The 18,720-nt window shown below is 67.4% G+C and carries 20 protein-coding genes; 13 read left to right on the plus strand and 7 right to left on the minus strand.

The features are described from left to right. Window positions 1-26 precede the first annotated feature (26 nt). Window positions 27-1,028: a ParB/RepB/Spo0J family partition protein gene (locus tag BLR21_RS29505; RefSeq protein ID WP_176929852.1), complete on the plus strand. Its 1,002-nt coding sequence runs from the start codon at window positions 27-29 to the stop codon at window positions 1,026-1,028. 43 nt (window positions 1,029-1,071) lie between these two features. On the opposite strand, the gene BLR21_RS29510 is transcribed toward BLR21_RS29505, so the two are convergent. Genes BLR21_RS29510 through BLR21_RS29520 form a run of 3 tightly spaced genes read right to left on the minus strand, consistent with a single transcriptional unit; the run spans window position 1,072 to window position 3,928 of the window. Beyond that, window positions 1,072-2,103 (minus strand): aminotransferase class I/II-fold pyridoxal phosphate-dependent enzyme, encoded by a 1,032-nt coding sequence (locus BLR21_RS29510; RefSeq protein ID WP_090011056.1) that lies wholly within the window; start codon window positions 2,101-2,103, stop codon window positions 1,072-1,074. Continuing rightward, window positions 2,100-3,443, minus strand: a complete 1,344-nt coding sequence (locus BLR21_RS29515) for a hypothetical protein (RefSeq protein WP_090011058.1) — start codon at window positions 3,441-3,443, stop codon at window positions 2,100-2,102. Before BLR21_RS29515 ends, BLR21_RS29510 begins: the two co-directional genes overlap by 4 nt. After that, a complete protein-coding gene (locus BLR21_RS29520; protein WP_143027914.1) occupies window positions 3,440-3,928 on the minus strand; it encodes a hypothetical protein in 489 nt (162 codons plus the stop codon). The genes BLR21_RS29515 and BLR21_RS29520 overlap by 4 nt, the downstream gene beginning before the upstream one ends. A gap of 442 nt (window positions 3,929-4,370) precedes the next feature. Between BLR21_RS29520 and BLR21_RS29525 the strand changes: the two genes are divergently transcribed. The 9 genes from BLR21_RS29525 (at window position 4,371) to BLR21_RS29565 (ending at window position 12,646) form a co-directional block, all read left to right on the plus strand. Next, the gene (locus tag BLR21_RS29525; protein ID WP_090011062.1) at window positions 4,371-4,931 is read left to right on the plus strand and encodes a YflT domain-containing protein; all 561 of its coding nucleotides are present in this window, start codon (window positions 4,371-4,373) and stop codon (window positions 4,929-4,931) included. A gap of 167 nt (window positions 4,932-5,098) precedes the next feature. After that, entirely contained in the window at window positions 5,099-6,352 is a 1,254-nt protein-coding gene (locus BLR21_RS29530; protein WP_090011064.1) for an ABC transporter substrate-binding protein, read from the plus strand. A gap of 23 nt (window positions 6,353-6,375) precedes the next feature. Then, window positions 6,376-7,305 carry a carbohydrate ABC transporter permease gene (locus BLR21_RS29535; RefSeq protein WP_090011066.1) on the plus strand — a complete coding sequence of 310 codons (930 nt, stop codon included), beginning with the start codon at window positions 6,376-6,378 and terminating at the stop codon, window positions 7,303-7,305. After that, window positions 7,305-8,150, plus strand: coding sequence for a carbohydrate ABC transporter permease (locus tag BLR21_RS29540; protein WP_030480896.1), 846 nt, complete (start codon window positions 7,305-7,307; stop codon window positions 8,148-8,150). The genes BLR21_RS29535 and BLR21_RS29540 overlap by 1 nt, the downstream gene beginning before the upstream one ends. An 8-nt stretch (window positions 8,151-8,158) precedes the next feature. Further along, window positions 8,159-9,343, plus strand: coding sequence for an ABC transporter ATP-binding protein (locus BLR21_RS29545; RefSeq protein ID WP_090011068.1), 1,185 nt, complete (start codon window positions 8,159-8,161; stop codon window positions 9,341-9,343). A gap of 270 nt (window positions 9,344-9,613) precedes the next feature. Next, window positions 9,614-10,501, plus strand: a complete 888-nt coding sequence (locus tag BLR21_RS29550; protein WP_030480898.1) for an SDR family NAD(P)-dependent oxidoreductase — start codon at window positions 9,614-9,616, stop codon at window positions 10,499-10,501. Between the two features lie 53 nt (window positions 10,502-10,554). Continuing rightward, the gene (locus BLR21_RS29555; protein WP_090011070.1) at window positions 10,555-11,142 is read left to right on the plus strand and encodes a type IV toxin-antitoxin system AbiEi family antitoxin domain-containing protein; all 588 of its coding nucleotides are present in this window, start codon (window positions 10,555-10,557) and stop codon (window positions 11,140-11,142) included. A 103-nt stretch (window positions 11,143-11,245) separates the two neighbouring features. Then, window positions 11,246-11,578: a hypothetical protein gene (locus BLR21_RS29560; protein WP_090011071.1), complete on the plus strand. Its 333-nt coding sequence runs from the start codon at window positions 11,246-11,248 to the stop codon at window positions 11,576-11,578. A gap of 75 nt (window positions 11,579-11,653) precedes the next feature. After that, the gene (locus BLR21_RS29565; RefSeq protein ID WP_090011073.1) at window positions 11,654-12,646 is read left to right on the plus strand and encodes a hypothetical protein; all 993 of its coding nucleotides are present in this window, start codon (window positions 11,654-11,656) and stop codon (window positions 12,644-12,646) included. A 19-nt stretch (window positions 12,647-12,665) separates the two neighbouring features. Here BLR21_RS29565 and BLR21_RS29570 read toward each other — a convergent pair whose 3' ends face one another. Both BLR21_RS29570 and BLR21_RS29575 read right to left on the minus strand, forming a co-directional pair. After that, on the minus strand, window positions 12,666-13,532 hold the full coding sequence (locus BLR21_RS29570; protein WP_030480902.1) for a ParB N-terminal domain-containing protein: 867 nt from the start codon (window positions 13,530-13,532) through the stop codon (window positions 12,666-12,668). Then, a complete protein-coding gene (locus tag BLR21_RS29575) occupies window positions 13,522-14,193 on the minus strand; it encodes a metallophosphoesterase family protein (protein ID WP_090011075.1) in 672 nt (223 codons plus the stop codon). Before BLR21_RS29575 ends, BLR21_RS29570 begins: the two co-directional genes overlap by 11 nt. A 65-nt stretch (window positions 14,194-14,258) precedes the next feature. Between BLR21_RS29575 and BLR21_RS29580 the strand changes: the two genes are divergently transcribed. Next, window positions 14,259-15,335, plus strand: coding sequence for a DUF2332 domain-containing protein (locus tag BLR21_RS29580; protein WP_090011265.1), 1,077 nt, complete (start codon window positions 14,259-14,261; stop codon window positions 15,333-15,335). On the opposite strand, the gene BLR21_RS29585 is transcribed toward BLR21_RS29580, so the two are convergent. Together BLR21_RS29585 and corA are read right to left on the minus strand one after the other, a co-directional pair. Continuing rightward, a complete protein-coding gene (locus BLR21_RS29585; RefSeq protein WP_090011076.1) occupies window positions 15,319-15,696 on the minus strand; it encodes a hypothetical protein in 378 nt (125 codons plus the stop codon). The genes BLR21_RS29580 and BLR21_RS29585 overlap by 17 nt on opposite strands. A gap of 138 nt (window positions 15,697-15,834) precedes the next feature. Then, the gene (gene corA / locus BLR21_RS29590) at window positions 15,835-16,905 is read right to left on the minus strand and encodes a magnesium/cobalt transporter CorA (protein ID WP_090011267.1); all 1,071 of its coding nucleotides are present in this window, start codon (window positions 16,903-16,905) and stop codon (window positions 15,835-15,837) included. Between the two features lie 286 nt (window positions 16,906-17,191). Here corA and BLR21_RS29595 point away from each other — a divergent pair, with 286 nt between their 5' ends. Together BLR21_RS29595 and BLR21_RS29600 are read left to right on the plus strand one after the other, a co-directional pair. Continuing rightward, complete coding sequence (locus BLR21_RS29595; RefSeq protein WP_030480907.1) at window positions 17,192-17,698, plus strand: MaoC family dehydratase; 507 nt, start codon at window positions 17,192-17,194, stop codon at window positions 17,696-17,698. A 14-nt stretch (window positions 17,699-17,712) separates the two neighbouring features. Beyond that, complete coding sequence (locus BLR21_RS29600) at window positions 17,713-18,708, plus strand: DUF2332 domain-containing protein (protein ID WP_090011078.1); 996 nt, start codon at window positions 17,713-17,715, stop codon at window positions 18,706-18,708. The last annotated feature ends 12 nt before the right edge of the window (window positions 18,709-18,720 follow it).

Below are 18,720 nucleotides of genomic sequence, written 5' to 3' on the forward strand. Positions count from 1 at the left end.
ATCAAATGTCCTGGGGGATTTTGTTGTTGAACCACAACGTCGAGCCGTCTGGTCTCGACCGGATCACAGTTGTCACGACGGCGAGCCGGATCCGCCTCGGTCTCAGCGAACTGGTGAACGGCGCGTCGCCGCGTCTGGGCGAACTGCGACAGGCACACGTGGAGGTGCTGGCCGGCCTGACCGGGGACGCGTTGCCCCCGGTGCTCGTGTGCAGGCATTCCCTGAGGGTGATCGACGGTCATCACCGGGTCGCGGCGGCGCTTCGTCGCGGCGACGCCGAGATCGATGCCGAGTTCTTCGACGGCTCGCCGGAAGAAGCGTTCGTGCACGCCGTACGTGCCAACGTGCGGCACGGTCTGCCGCTGAGTAAGGAAGAGCGTGAGCTCGCGGTCGATCGCATCATCGGCTCGCACCCGTACTTCTCCGACCGGGCGATCGCCGGTATCGTTGGCGTGTCCGCGAAAACCGTTGCGGCGCAGCGGAAGCGGATGTCGTCGGGAGACGCTCAGCCGCTCGTGCGTGTCGGACGCGACGGCCGGAGCCGGCCGGTAGGCCCCGCGGCGGGCAGACTACGGGCCGCGGAGATCATCGGTGGGGCTCCTCGCACACCGCTGAGGGAAGTGGCGGTGCGAGCCGGGATCTCGGTGGCCACGGCGCACGACGTCCGCAAGCGGCTTCTCGAGGGAGCTGATCCTGTCCCCGACGGCACGAGGTTGGCTGGGCCACGACGTGGCTCTCGGTCCTTCGGTCGTCGTGGGACCGGGAACGCCCACAAGCCGGAGAAGGTGGACCGGCTCGCCGCGATGAGTGCGCTGCGCAACGACCCGTCGTTGCGGCTCAGCGAGAAGGGTCGAGGCCTGCTGCGCTGGCTGGAGGTGCAGGCGATGGCACTTGACGGGAGGGAGGCGGTAGCCGCTGCCGTTCCCGCGCACTGCGCCGAAGTCGTCGTCGACCTGGTGCGAGAACAGGCACACGTGTTGATCCGGTTCGCCGACGCTTTGCAGCGCAAGCACGCGATCGGAGACTGATGGCTGGCGGGGACCGCGGCGTCTGGCGGCGGTCCCCGGTAGCTCAGAGTGCGAGCCGTGCGGTGATGTCGCTCAATCCGGTTGCAGTGCGCGGATTCACCGTGAAGCGCAGCAATCGCTCGTCGGCGAACCACTTGCAGGCAGCGGACCCGACGACCTCGCGCACGAAGTTCTCCGGTAGGCCGGCGTCATACCTGACGCAAACGAAATTCGCGTTTGCGGGCAACACGTGGTCCTTGGGAAAGACCCTGTGCAACAGCCGCACCACGCTGTCTCTCAAGGTCTTGGTGCTGTCGACGATCTCGGCACGCAGGTTCGACCACTCAGGGGCGAACAACGTGTCGATCACCGCGAGCTGGAAGTAGTCGAGCGGGAAGCGGTCCTGGATGCGGGTCAGCGACCTGATTGTGGCTGCGGGTCCGATCAGGAGACCCGCTCTGGCACCCGCGAGTGCGAACGTCTTCGACGCGGTCAGGCAGCTTACGGCGCCCCGGTCGACCAGCCTCCGCAGGTGGTGCTGCAACGGGTGGTCGGTGAAGGCGTCGTAGGTGAGGTCGACGACTGCGCTGATGGGCGCGGGACCGAGCTCGCAGACGCGTGCCAGTGTCCCGAGGTCGATCACGTGACCAGTGGGGTTGTTGGGCGAGCACAACACCGGGACGTGGTCTCGGGTTCCTCGTTCGAGGTGCTTCGCCAGTCCCGCGAACCCGTTCGAAGCGTCGAAGTCCTGTGTGGACAGCTGCAGCGAGGTGGCGATGTCGCGGAAGCCGAAGAACCCTGGCACGGGCAGCAGCACACTACGTGAGTGGTTCTTGAGGAGCTGGAAGGAGGTTCGCAGTCCTTCGCTTGCGCCTCGGGTGAGGATCAGTTCCTGCGGTGATACGAGGTAGTGCGCGGCGATCCGTTCCAGGACGGCTTGCTGCTGCCGGGCGGGATATCGCGCCCAGTCGAGTCGTCCGACCCTATGTAGGACCGCGTTCTTGAACTCGTCGGGCAGGACGGCGTGGGACTCGGTCAGGTCGACGCCGAACGGCGGGGATTCGACCACGATGCGAAGGTCCGGCGCTGCGGTCATCCTGCTGCCTCCAAGGCGCGCGACCGCCAGCGCGAGTAGGTGTACGTCGTCTGCACGCAGAAGAGCACCCTGGTCAAGAGCAACACGATCCACACGCCACCGAGCGACAGCGAGCCGGTCCAGCTCAGGACGGAGATCGCCGGAAGGGCGCAGCCGAACAGTGAGATCGCCAGGCTGCGGAGGGTTGCAGATGGTGCGACGAGCACCTTCAAAGCGGAAGACACGAACCCGGTGAACGGTTCGAGCACGAGCTGCGCGCCCACGAGCCGGACCGCGAGCAGGATCCCCGGCGAGTCCGCCGGGTACTCGCCGACGAGGTTCACGAACGTCGCCGGGCTGACAAGCAGGAAAAGGCCCGCGGGGATGAAGAACAGGCCGACGGTCGTGACGAACGTGTTCATCGTCGCCGCGTTTTCGCTCTGCTTGGTCATCCTGCCCGCGACCATGCCGTACGCCTTCAACGGCACCACGACGGTCCGGATCAGGGCGACCAGGCTGCCGGTGATCGCACCGGCGACGGGGCTGACGGTAGTGGCAAGCGCGGTGACCACGGTGAACGTGGCCGCGAGCAGCAAAGCGTCCACGGCGCCCGACACCGCTCGCGGAACCGCCTTGACGTACTGCCACCTGCCCGGCGCCGAGATCAACCGGACGCCTCGGCGCAGCGCGGCTCCGGCAGCGCCTCGCATCGGGCCGAGCCCGATCCACTGGCGCAGGACCAGCGAAAGGTCGACCGCAGTGCCGAACAGGCCGATGCAGACGAGGATCGCTGGTCCGCTCAAGTCGAAGAACGTGAGGACGAACGCAACCGCGATCGTGAGAACGAGGTTCTCGACCGCCACGCGCAGCGCGACACCCTCTTTGCCCATCAGGACCAGGATTCCGCTCAGCATGCTCGTGATCGGCACCAGCCAGACCGAAGGCACGCGCGCCCAGTACGCGGTCTCCACCAAGGCGCTGCCGCTCGTCATGAGCGCCAGCGCGCCACCGGCTAGTGCCAGCAAGGCGGCCAGGCCGACCAGCACCGCGACGGCGGTCGCCGCCAGCGCGCTGAGCCGGTCGGCGGTCTCCGGCCGCCACGTGTCCGGCCGGAAATCGGCCGGCCGGAACCGGGATACCACCAGCATCTGGAACCCGCCCGCCGCGATGACGAACACCATGATCAGGTTGAGTGCGGTGGCGTACGCGGCTACCACCGTGGGTTCGTACGCCGACAGAGTGTGGAAGAAGATGAGACCCTTCATGCCGGTGATGAAAATGGCCAGGGCCAGTTTCGATCCCGACACCGCGAATTTGCGGCCGAGTGCTACCTTCGACCCGGTGAATTGCGCGGAGCTCATGATGCGGTCAGCGTGGGTTTGCCGAGTTCCCTCAAGCCCATTTCGTTGATCTCGTCCAGCGACATGCCCAGCTCTGTGCGGAGGAACTGGCAGATCGTCCAGTGGTTGGCGACCTCCTCGGTGAATCTGCCGTACCGGGAGATGTACTTCGGGATCCACTCGAGGAACTGCGCGCTCACAACCGCTTTGGTGCTGCGGCCCGCGTAGTCTTCCAGACCGATGGACTCGTGGTTGATGAAGCGGCGTCCCGGAAGGGCGTCGCAGAGCCTCCGGTACGAACCGGTCTCCACGATCAGCTCGTGCCAGATCTCGTCGACCTCTTTCGAGAGCGGGATGAACGAACTACCCTCACCTGCGGAGACGATTTCCAGGAACTTCAGGCACTCCTCGAGCTGAACGTCGATGTCGGCGTCCGACCGGTCCGTCAGCTTGACCGAGAGCAAGCCCCGCATGCGCGGGTCGATGTACTTTTCAGTGAGAGTCATTTCGGCTCCAGTGAGAGGACCGGGGTGGGCAGATGACAGCTGCCCACCCCGGTTCGCGCGTCAGTCCTGCTTCGGCTCGGCGCAGCAGTCCTGCGCGTACTGCTCGAGCGTCTCGAACAGCTCGGTCTCGATCTTGGCCTTCAGATCGGTCATCGTCATCTTGGTCACCCCCAATGTCGACTGCGTTGTGAAATGAGCGTGGAAATCGCATACGGTTTCCGGAGCAGCTCCCCGTCGCTCGTGGATCAACCTACGGCGGGAGGTCCGTTCGGGCCAGCGATCAAGAGTCGAACACACGCCCGAACACGAATCCCCAACCGCTCGTTAATTCCCGTGTTCGACCGAGGAATCGCTGCGGTCGAACACTCGCGGTGCGGCCGATGCGGTGAAACCGGCAAAACACCCGTAGGCGTATCGGCACGCCGCAGCGGGCACTGGCAGGATGGGACGATCAGCGCGTCCGACAGAGGTGGTCCCCGTGACGAGTCCGTTCGCCAACCCGAACCGGCCCGGCGTCCCTCCCCGCCTGCCCACTCCGCCGACGGGGTGGCCGATCGGTTCGTACGCCACGTACGAGGAGGCGCAGCGCGCGGTCGACTTCCTCGCCACCGAGAACTTCACCGTGCAGGACGTCATGATCGTCGGCGTGGACCTGATGCTGGTGGAACGCATCACCGGCAGGCTCACCTGGAGCCGGGTGCTGATGACCGGCGCGGCGAGTGGTGCGTGGTTCGGTCTGTTCGTCGGTCTGCTGCTGACCCTCTTCAGCCCGGAGCCCGGTGTCACGGTCGGCCCCGTGCTCACCGGTCTGATCACCGGTGTCTTCTTCGGTCTGGTGTTCGCGGCGGTCGGGTACGGGTCCGCGCGCGGCAAGCGGGACTTCCAGTCCGCGAGCCAGTTGGTCGCGAACCGGTATGACGTGCTCTGCCACCCGAAGTCCGCCGAGCAGGGCCGTGACCTGCTCGCGAGGCTCGCGATGCGTCCCGCGAACCCGAGTTCTTAAGCTTCACATAAGACCATTGGTTCTGAATCGTTGCTTCCCTTGGTTGCGGCTCGTGATCACCAGGCCTAGGTTCATTTGACCGGTCCGCCCGGTGCGGCCGGTGGCACGACGAGGTGCCGGGCGCTGCGGTCTGGCTCCTCCGTGTAGTCGGGAAGGAGGCAGGGCCGATGGGTGCGACGAGGCGCTATCGACTCGCCGCCGGAGTGGGAGCCGCGGTACTCGCGGCAGGAACCCTCACGGCTTGCGGGTCTGGCGACCAAGGCATCACCGTCAACGTTTACAAGTATCCCCAGGAGAACTTCCAGGCCATCGTCGACAGCTGCAACGCGAAGGCCGGCGGGCGATACAACATCGTCTACAACAAGCTGCCGCGGGAGGCGGACGGTCAGCGCGAGCAGATGGTGCGCAGACTCGCGGCGGAGGACGACAGCATGGACGTCCTCGGGCTCGACGTCACGTGGACCGCCGAACTCGCGAAGGCGGGCTGGATCAGGGAGTTCACCGGTTCGGTCAAGTCGCAGGTGGAGAACGGCACGCTGAAGACGCCGCTCGAGACGGCTACGTACGAGGGCAAGCTGTACGGCGCCCCGGACAACACCAACGTCCAGCTCCTCTGGTACCGCTCCGACCTCGTGCCCACGCCGCCGAAGACGTGGGACGAGATGATCTCCATGGCCGAGGCGCTGGTGGCGGAAGGGAAGCCCGGCCAGATCGTGGGACAGGGCAAGCAGTACGAGGGGCTCGTCGTGCTGTTCAACACCCTGGTCAAGTCCAACGGCGGCACCATCCTCGACGAGAACGGCACCAAGGCCATCGTCGACGACAAGGCCGTGGAAGCGTTGGAGGCGTTGAAGAAGCTCGCCACGTCGTCGGCGATCGACCCGTCGTTCTCCAACGCCGCGGAGGACAACGCGCGCCTCGCCATGGAGAACGGCAACGCGGCGTTCCAGCTCAACTGGCCGTACGTCTACGCGGCGGCGCAGAAGAAGCCGGAGTTCGCCAAGAACTTCAAGTGGGCGCCGTACCCCACGGTGAGCGGTGACCAGGCCAAGGTCACCGTCGGCGGGATCAACTACGCCGTCAGCAACTACACCGCGCACCCGGACGAGTCGTTCGACGCCGTGTTGTGCTTGCGTGGCGCGGAAAGCCAGAAGCTCGCCGCCCTCAAGGACGGTGTGCCGCCGACCATCAGGGCCGTCTACGACGAGCCCGAGATGGCCGAGGCGTACCCGATGAAGGACGACATTCTCGCGACCCTGGAGAACGCGAGTGTGCGGCCGCGCACGCCCGCCTACCAGAACGTCTCGACGGTCATCTCCACGATCCTGTCGCCGCCCGGGAGCATCGAGCCGCAGGCGACGGCGGACCGGCTGCGCCAGGAACTGCAGGACGCTCTCGACTCCAAGGGGGTGCTGCCGTGAGTCATGCGGCCACAGAAGACGCTGTGCAGGCAGAGACGGCAGAACCCGTTGCGCCCAGGAAGAAGGCGGCGCTGAGCGAGGGCAAGCGAGCCGAACGCAGGCTCGGCTGGCTGCTCTGCGCGCCCGCAGCGCTCACCATGATCGCGGTGACCGGCTGGCCGATCCTCTACTCGGTGCTGCTGTCGATGCAGAGGTTCGACCTGAAGTTCCCGGACCGCACCGAGTGGATCTGGTTCGACAACTACATCACCGTGCTCAGCAGCCCGTACTGGTGGAACGCGGTGTGGGTGACGGTGTTGCTCACCGTCGTCACGGTCGCGGTCGAGCTGGTGCTGGGCATGTCGCTCGCGCTGATCATGCACCGCGCGCTCGTCGGCCGCGGCATCGTCCGCACGACGACGCTGATCCCGTACGGCATCGTGACGGTCGTGGCCGCGTTCTCCTGGCGCTTCGCCTGGACGCCCGGCACCGGCTACCTCGCCGAGGCGCTCGGCGGCGATCCCGTGCTCACGGAGAAGATCCCGGCGCTGATGGTCGTCGGTCTCGCGGAGATCTGGAAGACCACGCCGTTCATGGCCCTGCTGCTGATGGCGGGTCTGGCGCTGGTGCCGGACGACCTGCTCAAGGCCGCCGCGATGGACGGCGCGAGCGGGTGGCAGCGGTTCATCAGGATCACCGTGCCGATCATGAAGCCGGCGATCCTGGTGGCGTTGCTGTTCCGCACGCTCGACGCGTTCCGCATCTTCGACAACCTCTTCGTGCTCACCGCGGGTTCGCAGGGCACGTCGTCGGTGTCGATGCTGACCTACAACAACCTCATCAAGGGCTTGAACCTCGGTATCGGATCCACGATGTCCGTGCTGATCTTCATCATGGTCGCGATCATCGCGTTCGTGTTCATCAAGCTCTTCGGCACCGCTGCCCCCGGCAGTGACGACGGAGGGAAGCGCTGATGGCGGGTATCGGAGGAGCGGAGACCCCGGCCAAGAAGTGGGGCTGGGGTGTGCTCAACACGGTGGTCGTGATCTACGCGCTGGTTCCGGTGCTGTGGATCGTGTCGCTGTCGTTCAAGTCGTCGAAGACGTTGGCGGACGGCAACTTCATCCCTCGCGAGTGGAGTCTGGAGAACTACCAGAACATCTTCTCGACGTCCGAGTTCACGCGGGCACTGATCAACTCCATCGGCATCGCGGTCATCGCGACCGCGATCGCCGTGGTGTTCGGCACGATGGCCGCCTACGCCATCGCGCGGCTCGACTTCCCCGGCAAGAACCTGCTGGTGGGCGTCTCGCTGCTGATCGCGATGTTCCCGCAGGTCTCGCTGGTGTCGCCGTTGTTCGAGATCGAGCGCTCGCTGGGTCTGTTCGACACGTGGCCCGGCCTGATCCTGCCGTACATCACGTTCGCGCTGCCGCTCGCCATCTACACCCTGTCGGCGTTCTTCCGCGAGATCCCCTGGGAGCTCGAGAAGGCGGCGAAGATGGACGGTGCGACGCCGGGGCAGGCGTTCCGTCGCGTCATCGCGCCGCTGGCCGCGCCGGGTGTGTTCACGACGGCGATCCTGGTGTTCATCTTCTGCTGGAACGACTTCCTGTTCGCGATCTCGCTCACCTCGACCGAGCAGTCGCGGACCGTGCCGGTGGCGCTGTCGTTCTTCACCGGTAGTTCCCAGTTCGAGGACCCGGCCGGGTCGATCGCGGCGGCGGCCGTGGTCATCACGATCCCGATCATCCTCTTCGTGTTGTTCTTCCAGCGCCGGATCGTCGCCGGCCTGACCTCCGGCGCCGTCAAGGGGTGAGTTGACCAATGGCAGAGATCGTTCTGGACAAGGTGACCAAGCGGTATCCCGACGGCGCTTTGGCCGTGCAGGAGGTCAACCTGGAGATCGCCGACGGCGAGTTCATCATCCTGGTCGGACCGTCCGGCTGCGGGAAGTCCACCACCCTCAACATGATCGCGGGCCTGGAGGACATCACCGACGGCGAGCTGCGCATCGGCGGGCAGCGCGTCAACGAGAAGGCGCCCAAGGACCGCGACATCGCGATGGTGTTCCAGTCCTACGCGCTCTACCCGCACATGACGGTGAAGGAGAACATGGCCTTCCCGTTGCGGCTGGCCAAGGTCGACAACGCGACGGTCGAGCGGAAGGTCAACGACGCGGCGGAGATCCTGGATCTGACGCAGCACCTCGACCGCAAACCGTCCAACCTGTCCGGTGGCCAGCGGCAGCGTGTGGCGATGGGTCGCGCGATCGTGCGCAGCCCCAAGGCGTTCCTCATGGACGAACCACTGTCCAACCTGGACGCCAAGCTGCGCGTGCAGATGCGCACCTCGGTGTCGCGCCTGCAGAAGCAGCTCGGCACGACCACGGTGTACGTGACGCACGACCAGACCGAGGCGATGACCCTCGGCGACCGGGTCGTCGTCATGCGCGGCGGTGTCGTGCAGCAGATCGGCGCACCGCAGTTCCTCTACGAGCAGCCGGCGAACCTGTTCGTCGCGGGCTTCATCGGCTCCCCGTCGATGAACTTCGTGCCGGCGTCGCTGGAGAACGGCTCGCTGCGGTCGGTGCTCGGCGACGTGACGCTGACGGACCGGGTGCGGCAGCTGCTCGAGAGTGCCGACGCGCCCCGCGAGGTGATCATGGGCATCCGCCCGGAACACTTCGAGGACGCGGCACTGGTCGACGCGGAGGCACTGTCGTCGGGCGGCAAGTTCACCTCGCAGGTGGACGTGCTGGAGTCGATGGGCTCGGACAAGTACGCCTACTTCAACCTCACGGGCGAGCAGGCGGCCTCGGCGGAGCTCCAGGAACTCGCGGCGGACGCGGGAGCGGACGACGTGCCGGGTGCCGGCATCTCGCTCGTGACGCGACTGTCCTCGGCGTCCGGCGCGGTGGAGGGCGCCTCGGCGGACATCTGGTTCGACGCGGACAAGGTGCAGCTCTTCGACCCGTCCAGCGGCCGGAACCTGACTTACACGGAACGGTGAATTCTCGTTTTCCGGGCCGCCTTCCCCTCTCGGGAAGGCGGCCCGTTTTTGTCACTCGACCGAGTGAGGTCGAAAGCCCTCGTGCAGTCGGGACTGATTAGTCCGACCCTATCTGCCCTGCCGAACTCGGTTCGCCATTGGGCGCTCGGCAGCGACATCTCATCGAAACGTGGTCTTCGCTTCTTCGGACAGTCCGCACGCTTGTCGAAGGCGGGTACAGGACCACAGGGGGGTTCCGGGGAACCGCCGCCGAGTGAAAGAGAGCGTGCAATGGGGATCCTGGACGGAAAAGCGGTAGTCATCACGGGGGCGGGCCGAGGACTGGGCGAGGCGTACGCGATGCACGCTGCCCTCGCGGGTGCGTCGGTCGTGGTCAACGACAACGACGGTGACCTGGCAGAACGGGTGGCGGAGCACATCCGCGAGTTCGGCGGCCGAGCCGTGGCCTCGAACCACACGGTCGCCGACCCGAGCGAGGCGGCCAAGATCGTCGACCTGTGCGTCGACGAATTCGGCCGCGTCGACGGCCTGGTGAACAACGCGGGCCTGAACTACGAGACAGCGCCGTGGGAAGACGATCCCGAGACGATCAGGCACGTGGTCGAGGTGAACGTCCTCGGCGTCATCTACACCGGAATCGCGGCGATGCGCGCGATGCGGGCCACCGGCGGCGGTTCGATCATCAACATTTCCTCCGGCGCGTCATTCGGCCAGCGCAAACTCGCCACCTATTCGGCGACCAAGGGCGCGGTGGCCTCACTGAGCTACTCGTGGGCCCTCGACCTGGAAGCCGAAGGCATCCGCGTGAACGCCGTGTGCCCCGTCGCGCACACACGGATGGTGTGGAAGTCGGAACGCTCCCTGCGCGCCATCCCGGCCGACCGCACGCCCGGCAAGGTGGCGCCGCTGGTGCTGTTCCTGCTCTCGGACCGCGCCGAGGGCATCACCGGGCAGGTCATCCGGTGCAACGGCAGGCAGCTGCACATCGTGGGTCAGCCGTACTTCAAGCAGCCGATCCTGGAGAGCGACAACTGGGACACCGCTTCGGTGGAGCGGGCGTTCACGGGCGTGCTGCAGGCGCACCTCGAACCGTACGGGTTGGAGAAGCGGATGCCTCCCCGGCTCCGTGCGCTGGTGGAGCCTTCGCAGACGGCTTAGCTCGGTGGATAGAAGTGTTGCCAGACCGGTCCAACCTGGTAACACTTCTATCCATGGGAAGCCTGGAGACGTTGCCGAACACGTTCACCACGAGCTCGGCGACCAAGGCTGGCCTGCACTTTCGCGACCTGTACCGCCTTCGTGACGAGGGTGACCTGCTGGACCTTTCGAGGGGCGTCTTCCGCAAGGCGGAAGCGCCGGCTCCGACACGGCCCGATCTGCTGGCGGTATCAGTGCGCGCCCCGCTCGCGGTCGTGTGCTGCGTGTCGGCAGCCGAGGTCCACGACCTCACCGACGAGATTCCCCGAGAGGTCCAGATCGCGGTTCCGCGTGGCCAGCGGCCACCTCGCATCGAGTACCCGCCTACCGAGGCCTTTCGCTTCAGCGCTGCAACGTTCGACCTCGGACTCGCCGAGGTGGAGGCGGCGCCAGGGGAGAACGTTCGTGTCTACAACCCGGAAAGGACAGTTGTCGATCTCATGAGGTTGCGAGGCAGGCTCGGTGAGCCGCTGGCTCTTTCGGCGCTCCGCCGGTACCTGCTCCGGCGTGGCGCACGGCCCTGGCAGGTGCTCGCGTTCGCTCGGGAGCTCAGCGTCTTCGCGGCGGTGCGTGCGGCCGTGGACGCGGTGATCGCCGAGTGAGCCGACCGACCAAAGCCACGCCCGGTGGCTGTGCCTACCTGGACCTGCAGAACCGGGCGCGCCGTGAGCGGCGTTCGACCTCTACACGGGTGTTCGAATCAGCATGGCCTGCCGCATCTCCACCGCAAGCGTGAAGCTCAGGCTGGACATCAACTTCGGCGACCCGGTGACCGCGGCACCTCAGCTGCTTGATCTGCCGTCGCAGCGGCCGGGGAGCGCGCCGGTCTCCGTGATCGGCGATCTAGCGGAGTTGCGCCAACAGACCTACTCGGCGTTCAAGCGGCGGCTTGGACCGGATGGCGCCCATCTGCCCGACAGCTTCGGGGACGTAGTGGCCGCTGTGATCGAGTTCGTCGACCCGCTCGCGGCCGCGGACCTCTGTGAGGCATCGGATCCCGAAGCCCGGAAGTGGGTCTGGCATTCGATCACGCGCTGAGGTGTTCGGGTGACGTTTCCGCACGTCACACGGATGGCTGCGGAAATTGTCGGACCCTCCTGTCACCATCGGGGCATGGCCGAGCGCAAACCCAGAGTCACCGACTGGCGACTCGTCGTGCAGTCCCGGTTGGACCGGGTCCGCGCGGATCTGGCTGCCCTCGGCCCGTCCGATCCGGTGGATCCCGAGGGCGACGTGTGGCGTCGCACGGCCGAGACGCAGGCCGCCGTGGTGGAGGCGATGCTCAACGCCCGCGAGCCGTGGTGGCGCATGCTGCCGTCGTGGTGGTCGGGCTGGCACATCGAACGTGCGTGGCGCGCCCTGCACGAGGCCGAGGTGGCGACGATCTCGGCCGAACGCGGGTTCCTGGGGCGGTTGCCTGGTCTTCGCGCGCGGGTGGCGCAGTACCTGGACGACGACGATCCGCGCCGCCGGGCCCTGGAAGCGTTGCGGCCGGGGGAGTTCACGCCCGCGGTCGAGCGCGCGATCGTGGTGGACGCGTTGCGGGCGGCGTATGACAACTCGGACTTCGCGCACGCCGGGTCGCGTGCGCTGCGCAACAAGCTGATCGCCGCGTCGCTGGTGCTGTTTGTGATCAACACGGTGCTCGGTGTCGTCGGCATCGTGAAGCCCGGCTTGATCCCGCTGTGCGTCGACCCGAAGGAGAACGCGCTGCCCACCGTCTGCCCCGGCGGCACGGCGAAGGCGTCCGGTGTGGACGTGTGGCTGGTGCAGGTGCTCGGGTCGTTCGGCGCGGTGCTGGCCGCCGTGGTGCTGCTCTTACGCCGCCGGCCATCGCTCTCGCCGTACGTGATGATCGGGTACCAGGCGCTGATCAAGATCATGCTCGGCGCGGCACTGGCGGTGGTCGGCATCCTGGCGCTGGGAGCAGGCGTCACCAGCGGGCTGATCGGCATCCCGTCGGCGGCGGCAATGCTGCTGTGGGCGGTCATCTTCGGGTACGCGCAGCAGATCGGCACGCGGCTGCTCGACAAGTACACCGACGAGGTGCTGGACCAGGCGCGGCCGTTGCCGGACGCGGACGGGCCGCGGGTGGCGCCGCGCTGATCGGTACGGAGGCGTCTGCTCAGACGCGCGGGCCTCGGCCGTGCGACTGGCTTTCCTCACGCACGGCGTTGATGACGTCGGCGTCCCATCGGTGCGTGCGGATCAGCCGGTACCGCTCGGCCGCGACCCACATGTACGCCTCGGTCTCGGTGCGGTCGCCGATCATGTCGGCCTGCCGCAGCATCGCGACGACCGGCGTGTACTCGTCGGCGTACCAGCGGCGCGCCACCTCCGGGCGGTCCAGGAACTGGCCGCTGTCCTGCATCAGCCGGAACCCCCACGCCTCGACGTGCTCGCCGAGCTGGGCGTAGTGCCACGGGTCGGACAGCACCACGGCGGCGCGGGCCTCGCCGCCCAGGGGGACGCGGTCCAGGAAGAGGCGCCGGTAGTCCTTCACGATCAGGTCGCCGCGGTAGCGGATGCCGGACGAGTTGATCCGGGTGATCACCTGCGTCACGTACGCGTCGATCACCTCCAGGCCCATGGCGTGCGCCACCGACACCCGGTGGTGGCCGTCGATGATGAAGTGCAGCTCGCCGACCCGGTACACCTCGATCGGCGGCACGCTCTCGCCGCGGCGGGCGGCCAGGGCCAGCCGTTGCCAGCGTTCCCGGACACGGCCCGAGGTCGGGCGGAAGCGGCGGTCGAAGTCACGGGTGCGGTCGACGCTGCCCACGATCGAGTCCAGCCGGATCGACTGCAGGCCCAGGCGCTTCTCCGACGCCATGCCCAGGGCGCCCACGACCTCGTGGAACGGCAGCATGATGTTCACGTCGTCGGGCTCGCGGCGCAGCCAGGCCGCGAGACGCGACATCACCTGACGGCGGCGAGCGCGCAGGAAGTCGCTCTCGGCGTCGGCCACGGGGAAACCGGTGTCACGTCTCATCTCGACCTCCCGAGATCTCAAGCACCTTCTGCGGAACGACGTTGATCACGCGTGTGCCACCCAGCGAACGGTCTGGGCGCGGCACGCCGTGCGGATGAATGTGGCCGTGCAGCATGAACGAGGGCTGCAACCGCGAGACAAGTCCACGTAAACAGTCGAAACCGCGGTGCGGCGCGTCGGGTTCGTCGCCGCAGTCCAACGGCGGTGAGTGGGTCAGCAGCACGTCCACGCCACGTCCGTCCCGCAGCCTGCGCCACCCGGCCAGCCGGGACACCCGGCGGGCGCGGCGGGCCTGCTGCCGTTCCGTCCACTGGTTCGGGCCCTTGTTGTAGCGGATCGAACCACCGAGACCGGCGATCCGCAGGCCGGCGACGTCGACCACGCGTTCGTCCGCGTTCACCGCACCGGCTGGACCTGGCCAGCGCACCGGCACGCCCGCCTTGGTCCACAGGCCACGCACGTTCGAGTAGCCCGACAGGTCGGTGTCGTGGTTGCCGGGGACGAACACCAGCGGCTTGTCCAGGGCGTTGGCCAGGTGTTCCAGGTAGTCGAACGGCAGGTCGCCCGCCGCGACGATCAGGTCGACGTCCGAGTGCTGGTGCACCTGATCGGTCCACAGCTGCTCGACCACCTCGTCCGCGACAGCCAGAATCCGAGCCATCCCAGCAGCCTAGTGAGCACTTTCCCCACATGACGCGGGACAGCGCTGCCATTAGCGTGTTCACCGTGCTTGCCGAGCTGTTCGCCGCGGCCGCCGACGGATGCCGCGACCGCAGTCCGCTGACCCAGCGACTCCTCACCGACGCTGCCGACGACCTCCGGCAGGGCGGTGTCACGGCCAGGATCATGGCCGGCTCCGAATGCGACCGGGAGGGCACCGTGCCCGGGCTGCGGTTCGCGGGCGCCGTCCACCGGCTCGTGCTCGAAGGGCGCGCACCCGGCCTCGCGAAGCATTACCCGTCCGTCGGCGGCCAGCCCCACCTGCCGACGCTGTGGGAGGACGCGCTGCCCGCCCTCAACGCGCACGCCGATGTCCTGAGGCAGCGTGTCCTGGCCACTGTCGTGCAGACCAACGAACCCGGCCGCAGCGCGCCCCTCTACGGCGGCCTGATGGTCGCCGCGCAGGAGGCCGCGAAGGCCGCCGGCCGGCACGTGCCGTTCTGCGTGCGGCTGCTGGAGGTCGGCGCGAGCGGCGGGCTCAACCTGCGCCCGCACCACGTCGGCTACCGACTGGAGGACACGGTTCTCGGTGATCCGGACAGCCTCCTGGTCCTCGACCCGCAGTGGACCGGCAGGCCGCCCGCCGATCTGAGCCACCGGCTGCGCGTCGTCGGCAGGGCGGGCTGCGACCTCACCCCGGTCGACGTGTCCACAGAGGACGGACGGCTGCACCTGAGCTCGTTCGTCTGGGCGGATCAGCTGGAGAGGTGGAACCGCCTGCGCGACGCGCTGGACCTCGCCGCCACCGACCCCGTCCGGGTCGACCGGTCGGCGGGCCCGGAGTGGCTGGCGCACCAGCTCGCCCGCGTCGAACGCGACGTGCTCACCGTCGTGTGGCATTCCGTGGTGTGGCAGTACGTCTCGCCCGCGGACCGGGCGATGGGCAGGGCCGTGCTGGCCGACGCGGCCGCGAAGGCGACCCCCACGACACCCTTGGCGCTGCTGGTCTTCGAGCCCCGCCGGGAGATCGACTTCAAGTTCGCGCTGATGCTCAAGCTCTGGCCGGCTGGGATCTCGCTGTGCCTCGGCGTCGGCGAGGGCCACGGCACGCCGTTCACCTGGGACGTCACCCCCTGGGAGTGACGACCGGGTTCACCACGTACCGGCCGTCCCGAATCTCCACGGGTAGCCGGAACTCCGCGCGGACGCCGTCGACCGTGTACTCGACGACGACGGCGCCGTCGCGGTAGACGCCGCGGTCCACCCGTGCTGTCTCGAACTGGTCGACGGTCGACTGTGCGACGTCCTCGCCGCCGACCGCCAGCAGCGGCTCCAGCTGGTGGAAGTCGTGTGCGCGCAACGCGTTCGTCACCTCGGAGGCGAGCTCGTCCGGTGACGCGGCGCCTGGATCCGGCCAGACCGCGATGAACACGAACACCATCGCGAGCCAGCCGATCGGGAACACCAGCAGCCAGAACCTGAGGTTCGTCAGCCGCGCGTACACGTCAGGGGGTTCCGCTGATCAGCACGAACACGGTGGTGATCCAGCAGAGCAGGAACGCGAGGATCCAGAAGCGGATGTTGGTGAGGATTCTGGTCATGACAGGGCCTTCCAGGACGAACAAAGCGGGCGAAACCGGGACTAGAGCCAGCGATTTCGGCGCAGTATTCGGTAGAGCGTGAGGCAGGCGATGAGGACCAGGCTCATCACCAGGGGGTAGCCGAACTTCCACTTCAGCTCGGGCATGTAGTCGAAGTTCATGCCGTACACACCGACGACCATGGTGGGCACGGCGATGATCGCGACCCACGAGGTGATCTTGCGCATGTCGGTGTTCTGCTGCAGCGTGATCTTCGCGAGCGTCGCGTCGACCAGCGTCGTCAGCAGTTCGTCGAACGCCGTGACGCGCTCGGAGACCTCGGTGAGGTGGTCGTCGACGTCGCGGAAGAACGCCCGCACCTGCTCGGGGATGAGCGGCGTGTAGCCCTCGGCCAAGCGCCGCAACGGGTTCGCGAGCGGCATGACCGCGCGGCGCAGCTCCACGACCTCGCGCTTGAACAGGTAGATCTGCTCGGCGCTCACCTCGGAGCGCGGCGCGAAGACCCGTTCCTCCATGCGGTCGATGTCGTCCTCGATGTGGTCGGTCACCTCGAGGTAGTTGTCGACCACCTGGTCGGCGATCGCGTGCACCACCGCGGACGGGCCGATCTCCAGCCGCTCCGGGTCCTCCTCCAGCACGTGCCGCAGCTTGGAGAGACCGGAGTGGTTGCCGTGCCGCACGGTGATGACGAAGTCCTTGCCCAGGAACACCATGATCTCGCCGGACTCGACGATCTCGTTGGCGGTGTCGGGGGACTCGTTGGTCACGTAGCGAACGGTCTTGAAGACCATGAAGAGCGAGTTGTCGTACCGCTCCAGCTTCGGGCGCTGGTGCGCGTGCACCGCGTCCTCGACCGCGAGCTCGTGCAGCCCGAACGTCTCCGCGATGCCCTCGATCTGCTCGGCATCCGGCTCGTGCAGGCCGATCCAGACGAACCCGTCCTTGCGCTTGCGCACCTCTTTGACGGCCTCGGTGTGCGTCCACCGGCCAGGCAAGCGCTTGCCATCGACGTAGACCGCGCAGTCGACCACGTAGTGCGACACAGGCACGGCGATGCGCGGCGCCGGGCGCTGCTGGGCGCCACGTCCGCGGATCGAGGGCAGGCTGGGCATGGTGAGTTCCTCCAGGGCCACACGTCGTCGAAGTGCACGAGAAGCACGACGGGCGTCCTACCGGTGGAGACTCGGCGAACTAGAACGATCTAGCAGGCCACCTCGGTGAGGACGCGCTTGGTACTGGCAGGGTGGGGGTCCTTGCTCATTTAGGGGTCCTCACCTCCTCGGGGCGAAGTCACTGGTGGTGGAAATCCTCACACACCGGTTGCCGAGGGTACCCCCTCCGCGTAAAGACTGTCTCCCCACCTGAGACAGATCTCGATCACACGTAGTTGGAGGCGCGGTGCAGTTCGGTCGGTACTACGAGGAGTTCGAGGTCGGAGCGGTCTACAAGCACTGGCCTGGCAAGACGGTGACGGAGTACGACGACCACCTGTTCTGCCTGCTCACGATGAATCACCACCCGCTCCACATGGACGTGAACTACGCGGAGAACACGACGGACTTCGGCAAGAACGTCGTCGTCGGCAACTACATCTACTCGTTGCTGCTGGGCATGTCCGTGCCCGACGTCTCCGGCAAGGCGATCGCCAACCTGGAGATCGAGTCGCTGCGGCACGTGAAGCCGACGTTCCACGGTGACACGATCTACGGTGAGACCGAGGTGCTCGACAAGACGCCGTCCAAGTCGAAGGACGACAGGGGCGTGGTCTACGTGGAGACTCGCGGCTACAAGCAGGACGGCACGGTCGTGTGCATCTTCAGGCGCAAGGTCATGGTGCCGAAGCAGTCCTACGGTGACGCCCGCGGTGGCGAGCAGCCAGGACGCCCTGAACCGGTATCCAACTAATTTGGGGAAGTGACGTGACGTCTCTGGATCTGGCACAGCAACGTCTGCGCGCGTTCGCCGAGGAGGCCGCGGCGGTCTCGCCGCTCTACGAGCACCTCGCGTCGCGTGCCGCCGCCGATCCGGAGGTCGCCGACCTGCTGACCGCCGCCAGCGAGGACAACGCCACGGGCGAGCTCCTGCTGGCGGCGGCGCACCGGCTGGTGCAGGCCGAGCCGTTCCACCGGCTCTCGAACTACTACCCGTCGCTCGGCGGGACGTACGGCGCGGACGAGAGCACCTGGCCGTTGTTCCGGGACTTCCTGCTGGAACGCGGCGACCGAGTGCGGGCCCTGGTGGGCTCGCAGGTGATCCAGACCAACGAGGTGCGGCGCGCGGCGCTGCTCTACCCGGCCGTCGCGGCCGCGGCGAAGCAGGCGGGCGGGCCGGTCGGGCTCGTGGAGGCCGCGACGACGGCCGGTCTGCTGCTCGGGCTCGACCAGTACTCGTACCGCTACCAGACCGCGGAGGCCGGCCAGCTCGTCGCCGGACCGGCCAAGGCCGCGCTGGGGCTGCACTGCTCGTTGGAGCTGGCACCCGGCGCCGCGCTGCCGAAGCTGCCCAAGACGATCAAGGTGGCCGCGAAGGCCGGCATCGGGGTGGCGCCCGCCGATCTGGCCGACGAGGACGCCTACGCGTGGCTGGAAGCGTGCGTGTGGGCCGACCAGCCGGAGCGGCTGCGCCTGTTCGGGGTGGCGTGCGGGGTGCTGCGCAAGAACCCGCCACGCCTGGTGACCGGGGACCCGGTCGCGGACCTCGCCAAGGCGGTCGAGCCGATCGACGCGCCGCTCGTCGTCATCACGAGCGGGTCCGGCCTCGATCTCGTGCCCGCATTGTCGGCTTTGGGCAGACCTGTCTGGTGGGCCGCGCACGAGGCCGGTGAGCTGCGCCTCATCCGGGTCGGTGAGTCGGGCGTGGAGACGACCACTCTGGCGACCACCGAGGCCCACGGGCAACGTCTCGTTTGGCGTTGACCGGCCGCCCCG

This window comes from Lentzea albidocapillata subsp. violacea (assembly GCF_900100275.1).
GTDB classification, from domain to species: domain Bacteria; phylum Actinomycetota; class Actinomycetes; order Mycobacteriales; family Pseudonocardiaceae; genus Lentzea; species Lentzea violacea.

What these genes read in the sequence shown, in the direction of transcription:
- BLR21_RS29510 (WP_090011056.1), bottom strand. Translation starts at nt 2,103, where the DNA reads ATGACCGCAGCGCCGGACCTTCGCATCGTGGTCGAATCCCCGCCGTTC.
- BLR21_RS29550 (WP_030480898.1), top strand. Translation starts at nt 9,614, where the DNA reads ATGGGGATCCTGGACGGAAAAGCGGTAGTCATCACGGGGGCGGGCCGA.
- BLR21_RS29555 (WP_090011070.1), top strand. Translation starts at nt 10,555, where the DNA reads ATGGGAAGCCTGGAGACGTTGCCGAACACGTTCACCACGAGCTCGGCG.
- BLR21_RS29540 (WP_030480896.1), top strand. Translation starts at nt 7,305, where the DNA reads ATGGCGGGTATCGGAGGAGCGGAGACCCCGGCCAAGAAGTGGGGCTGG.
- corA (WP_090011267.1), bottom strand. Translation starts at nt 16,905, where the DNA reads ATGCCCAGCCTGCCCTCGATCCGCGGACGTGGCGCCCAGCAGCGCCCG.
- BLR21_RS29525 (WP_090011062.1), top strand. Translation starts at nt 4,371, where the DNA reads ATGGGACGATCAGCGCGTCCGACAGAGGTGGTCCCCGTGACGAGTCCG.
- BLR21_RS29570 (WP_030480902.1), bottom strand. Translation starts at nt 13,532, where the DNA reads ATGAGACGTGACACCGGTTTCCCCGTGGCCGACGCCGAGAGCGACTTC.
- BLR21_RS29530 (WP_090011064.1), top strand. Translation starts at nt 5,099, where the DNA reads ATGGGTGCGACGAGGCGCTATCGACTCGCCGCCGGAGTGGGAGCCGCG.
- BLR21_RS29575 (WP_090011075.1), bottom strand. Translation starts at nt 14,193, where the DNA reads ATGGCTCGGATTCTGGCTGTCGCGGACGAGGTGGTCGAGCAGCTGTGG.
- BLR21_RS29565 (WP_090011073.1), top strand. Translation starts at nt 11,654, where the DNA reads ATGGCCGAGCGCAAACCCAGAGTCACCGACTGGCGACTCGTCGTGCAG.
- BLR21_RS29520 (WP_143027914.1), bottom strand. Translation starts at nt 3,928, where the DNA reads ATGACTCTCACTGAAAAGTACATCGACCCGCGCATGCGGGGCTTGCTC.
- BLR21_RS29560 (WP_090011071.1), top strand. Translation starts at nt 11,246, where the DNA reads ATGGCCTGCCGCATCTCCACCGCAAGCGTGAAGCTCAGGCTGGACATC.
- BLR21_RS29515 (WP_090011058.1), bottom strand. Translation starts at nt 3,443, where the DNA reads ATGAGCTCCGCGCAATTCACCGGGTCGAAGGTAGCACTCGGCCGCAAA.
- BLR21_RS29545 (WP_090011068.1), top strand. Translation starts at nt 8,159, where the DNA reads ATGGCAGAGATCGTTCTGGACAAGGTGACCAAGCGGTATCCCGACGGC.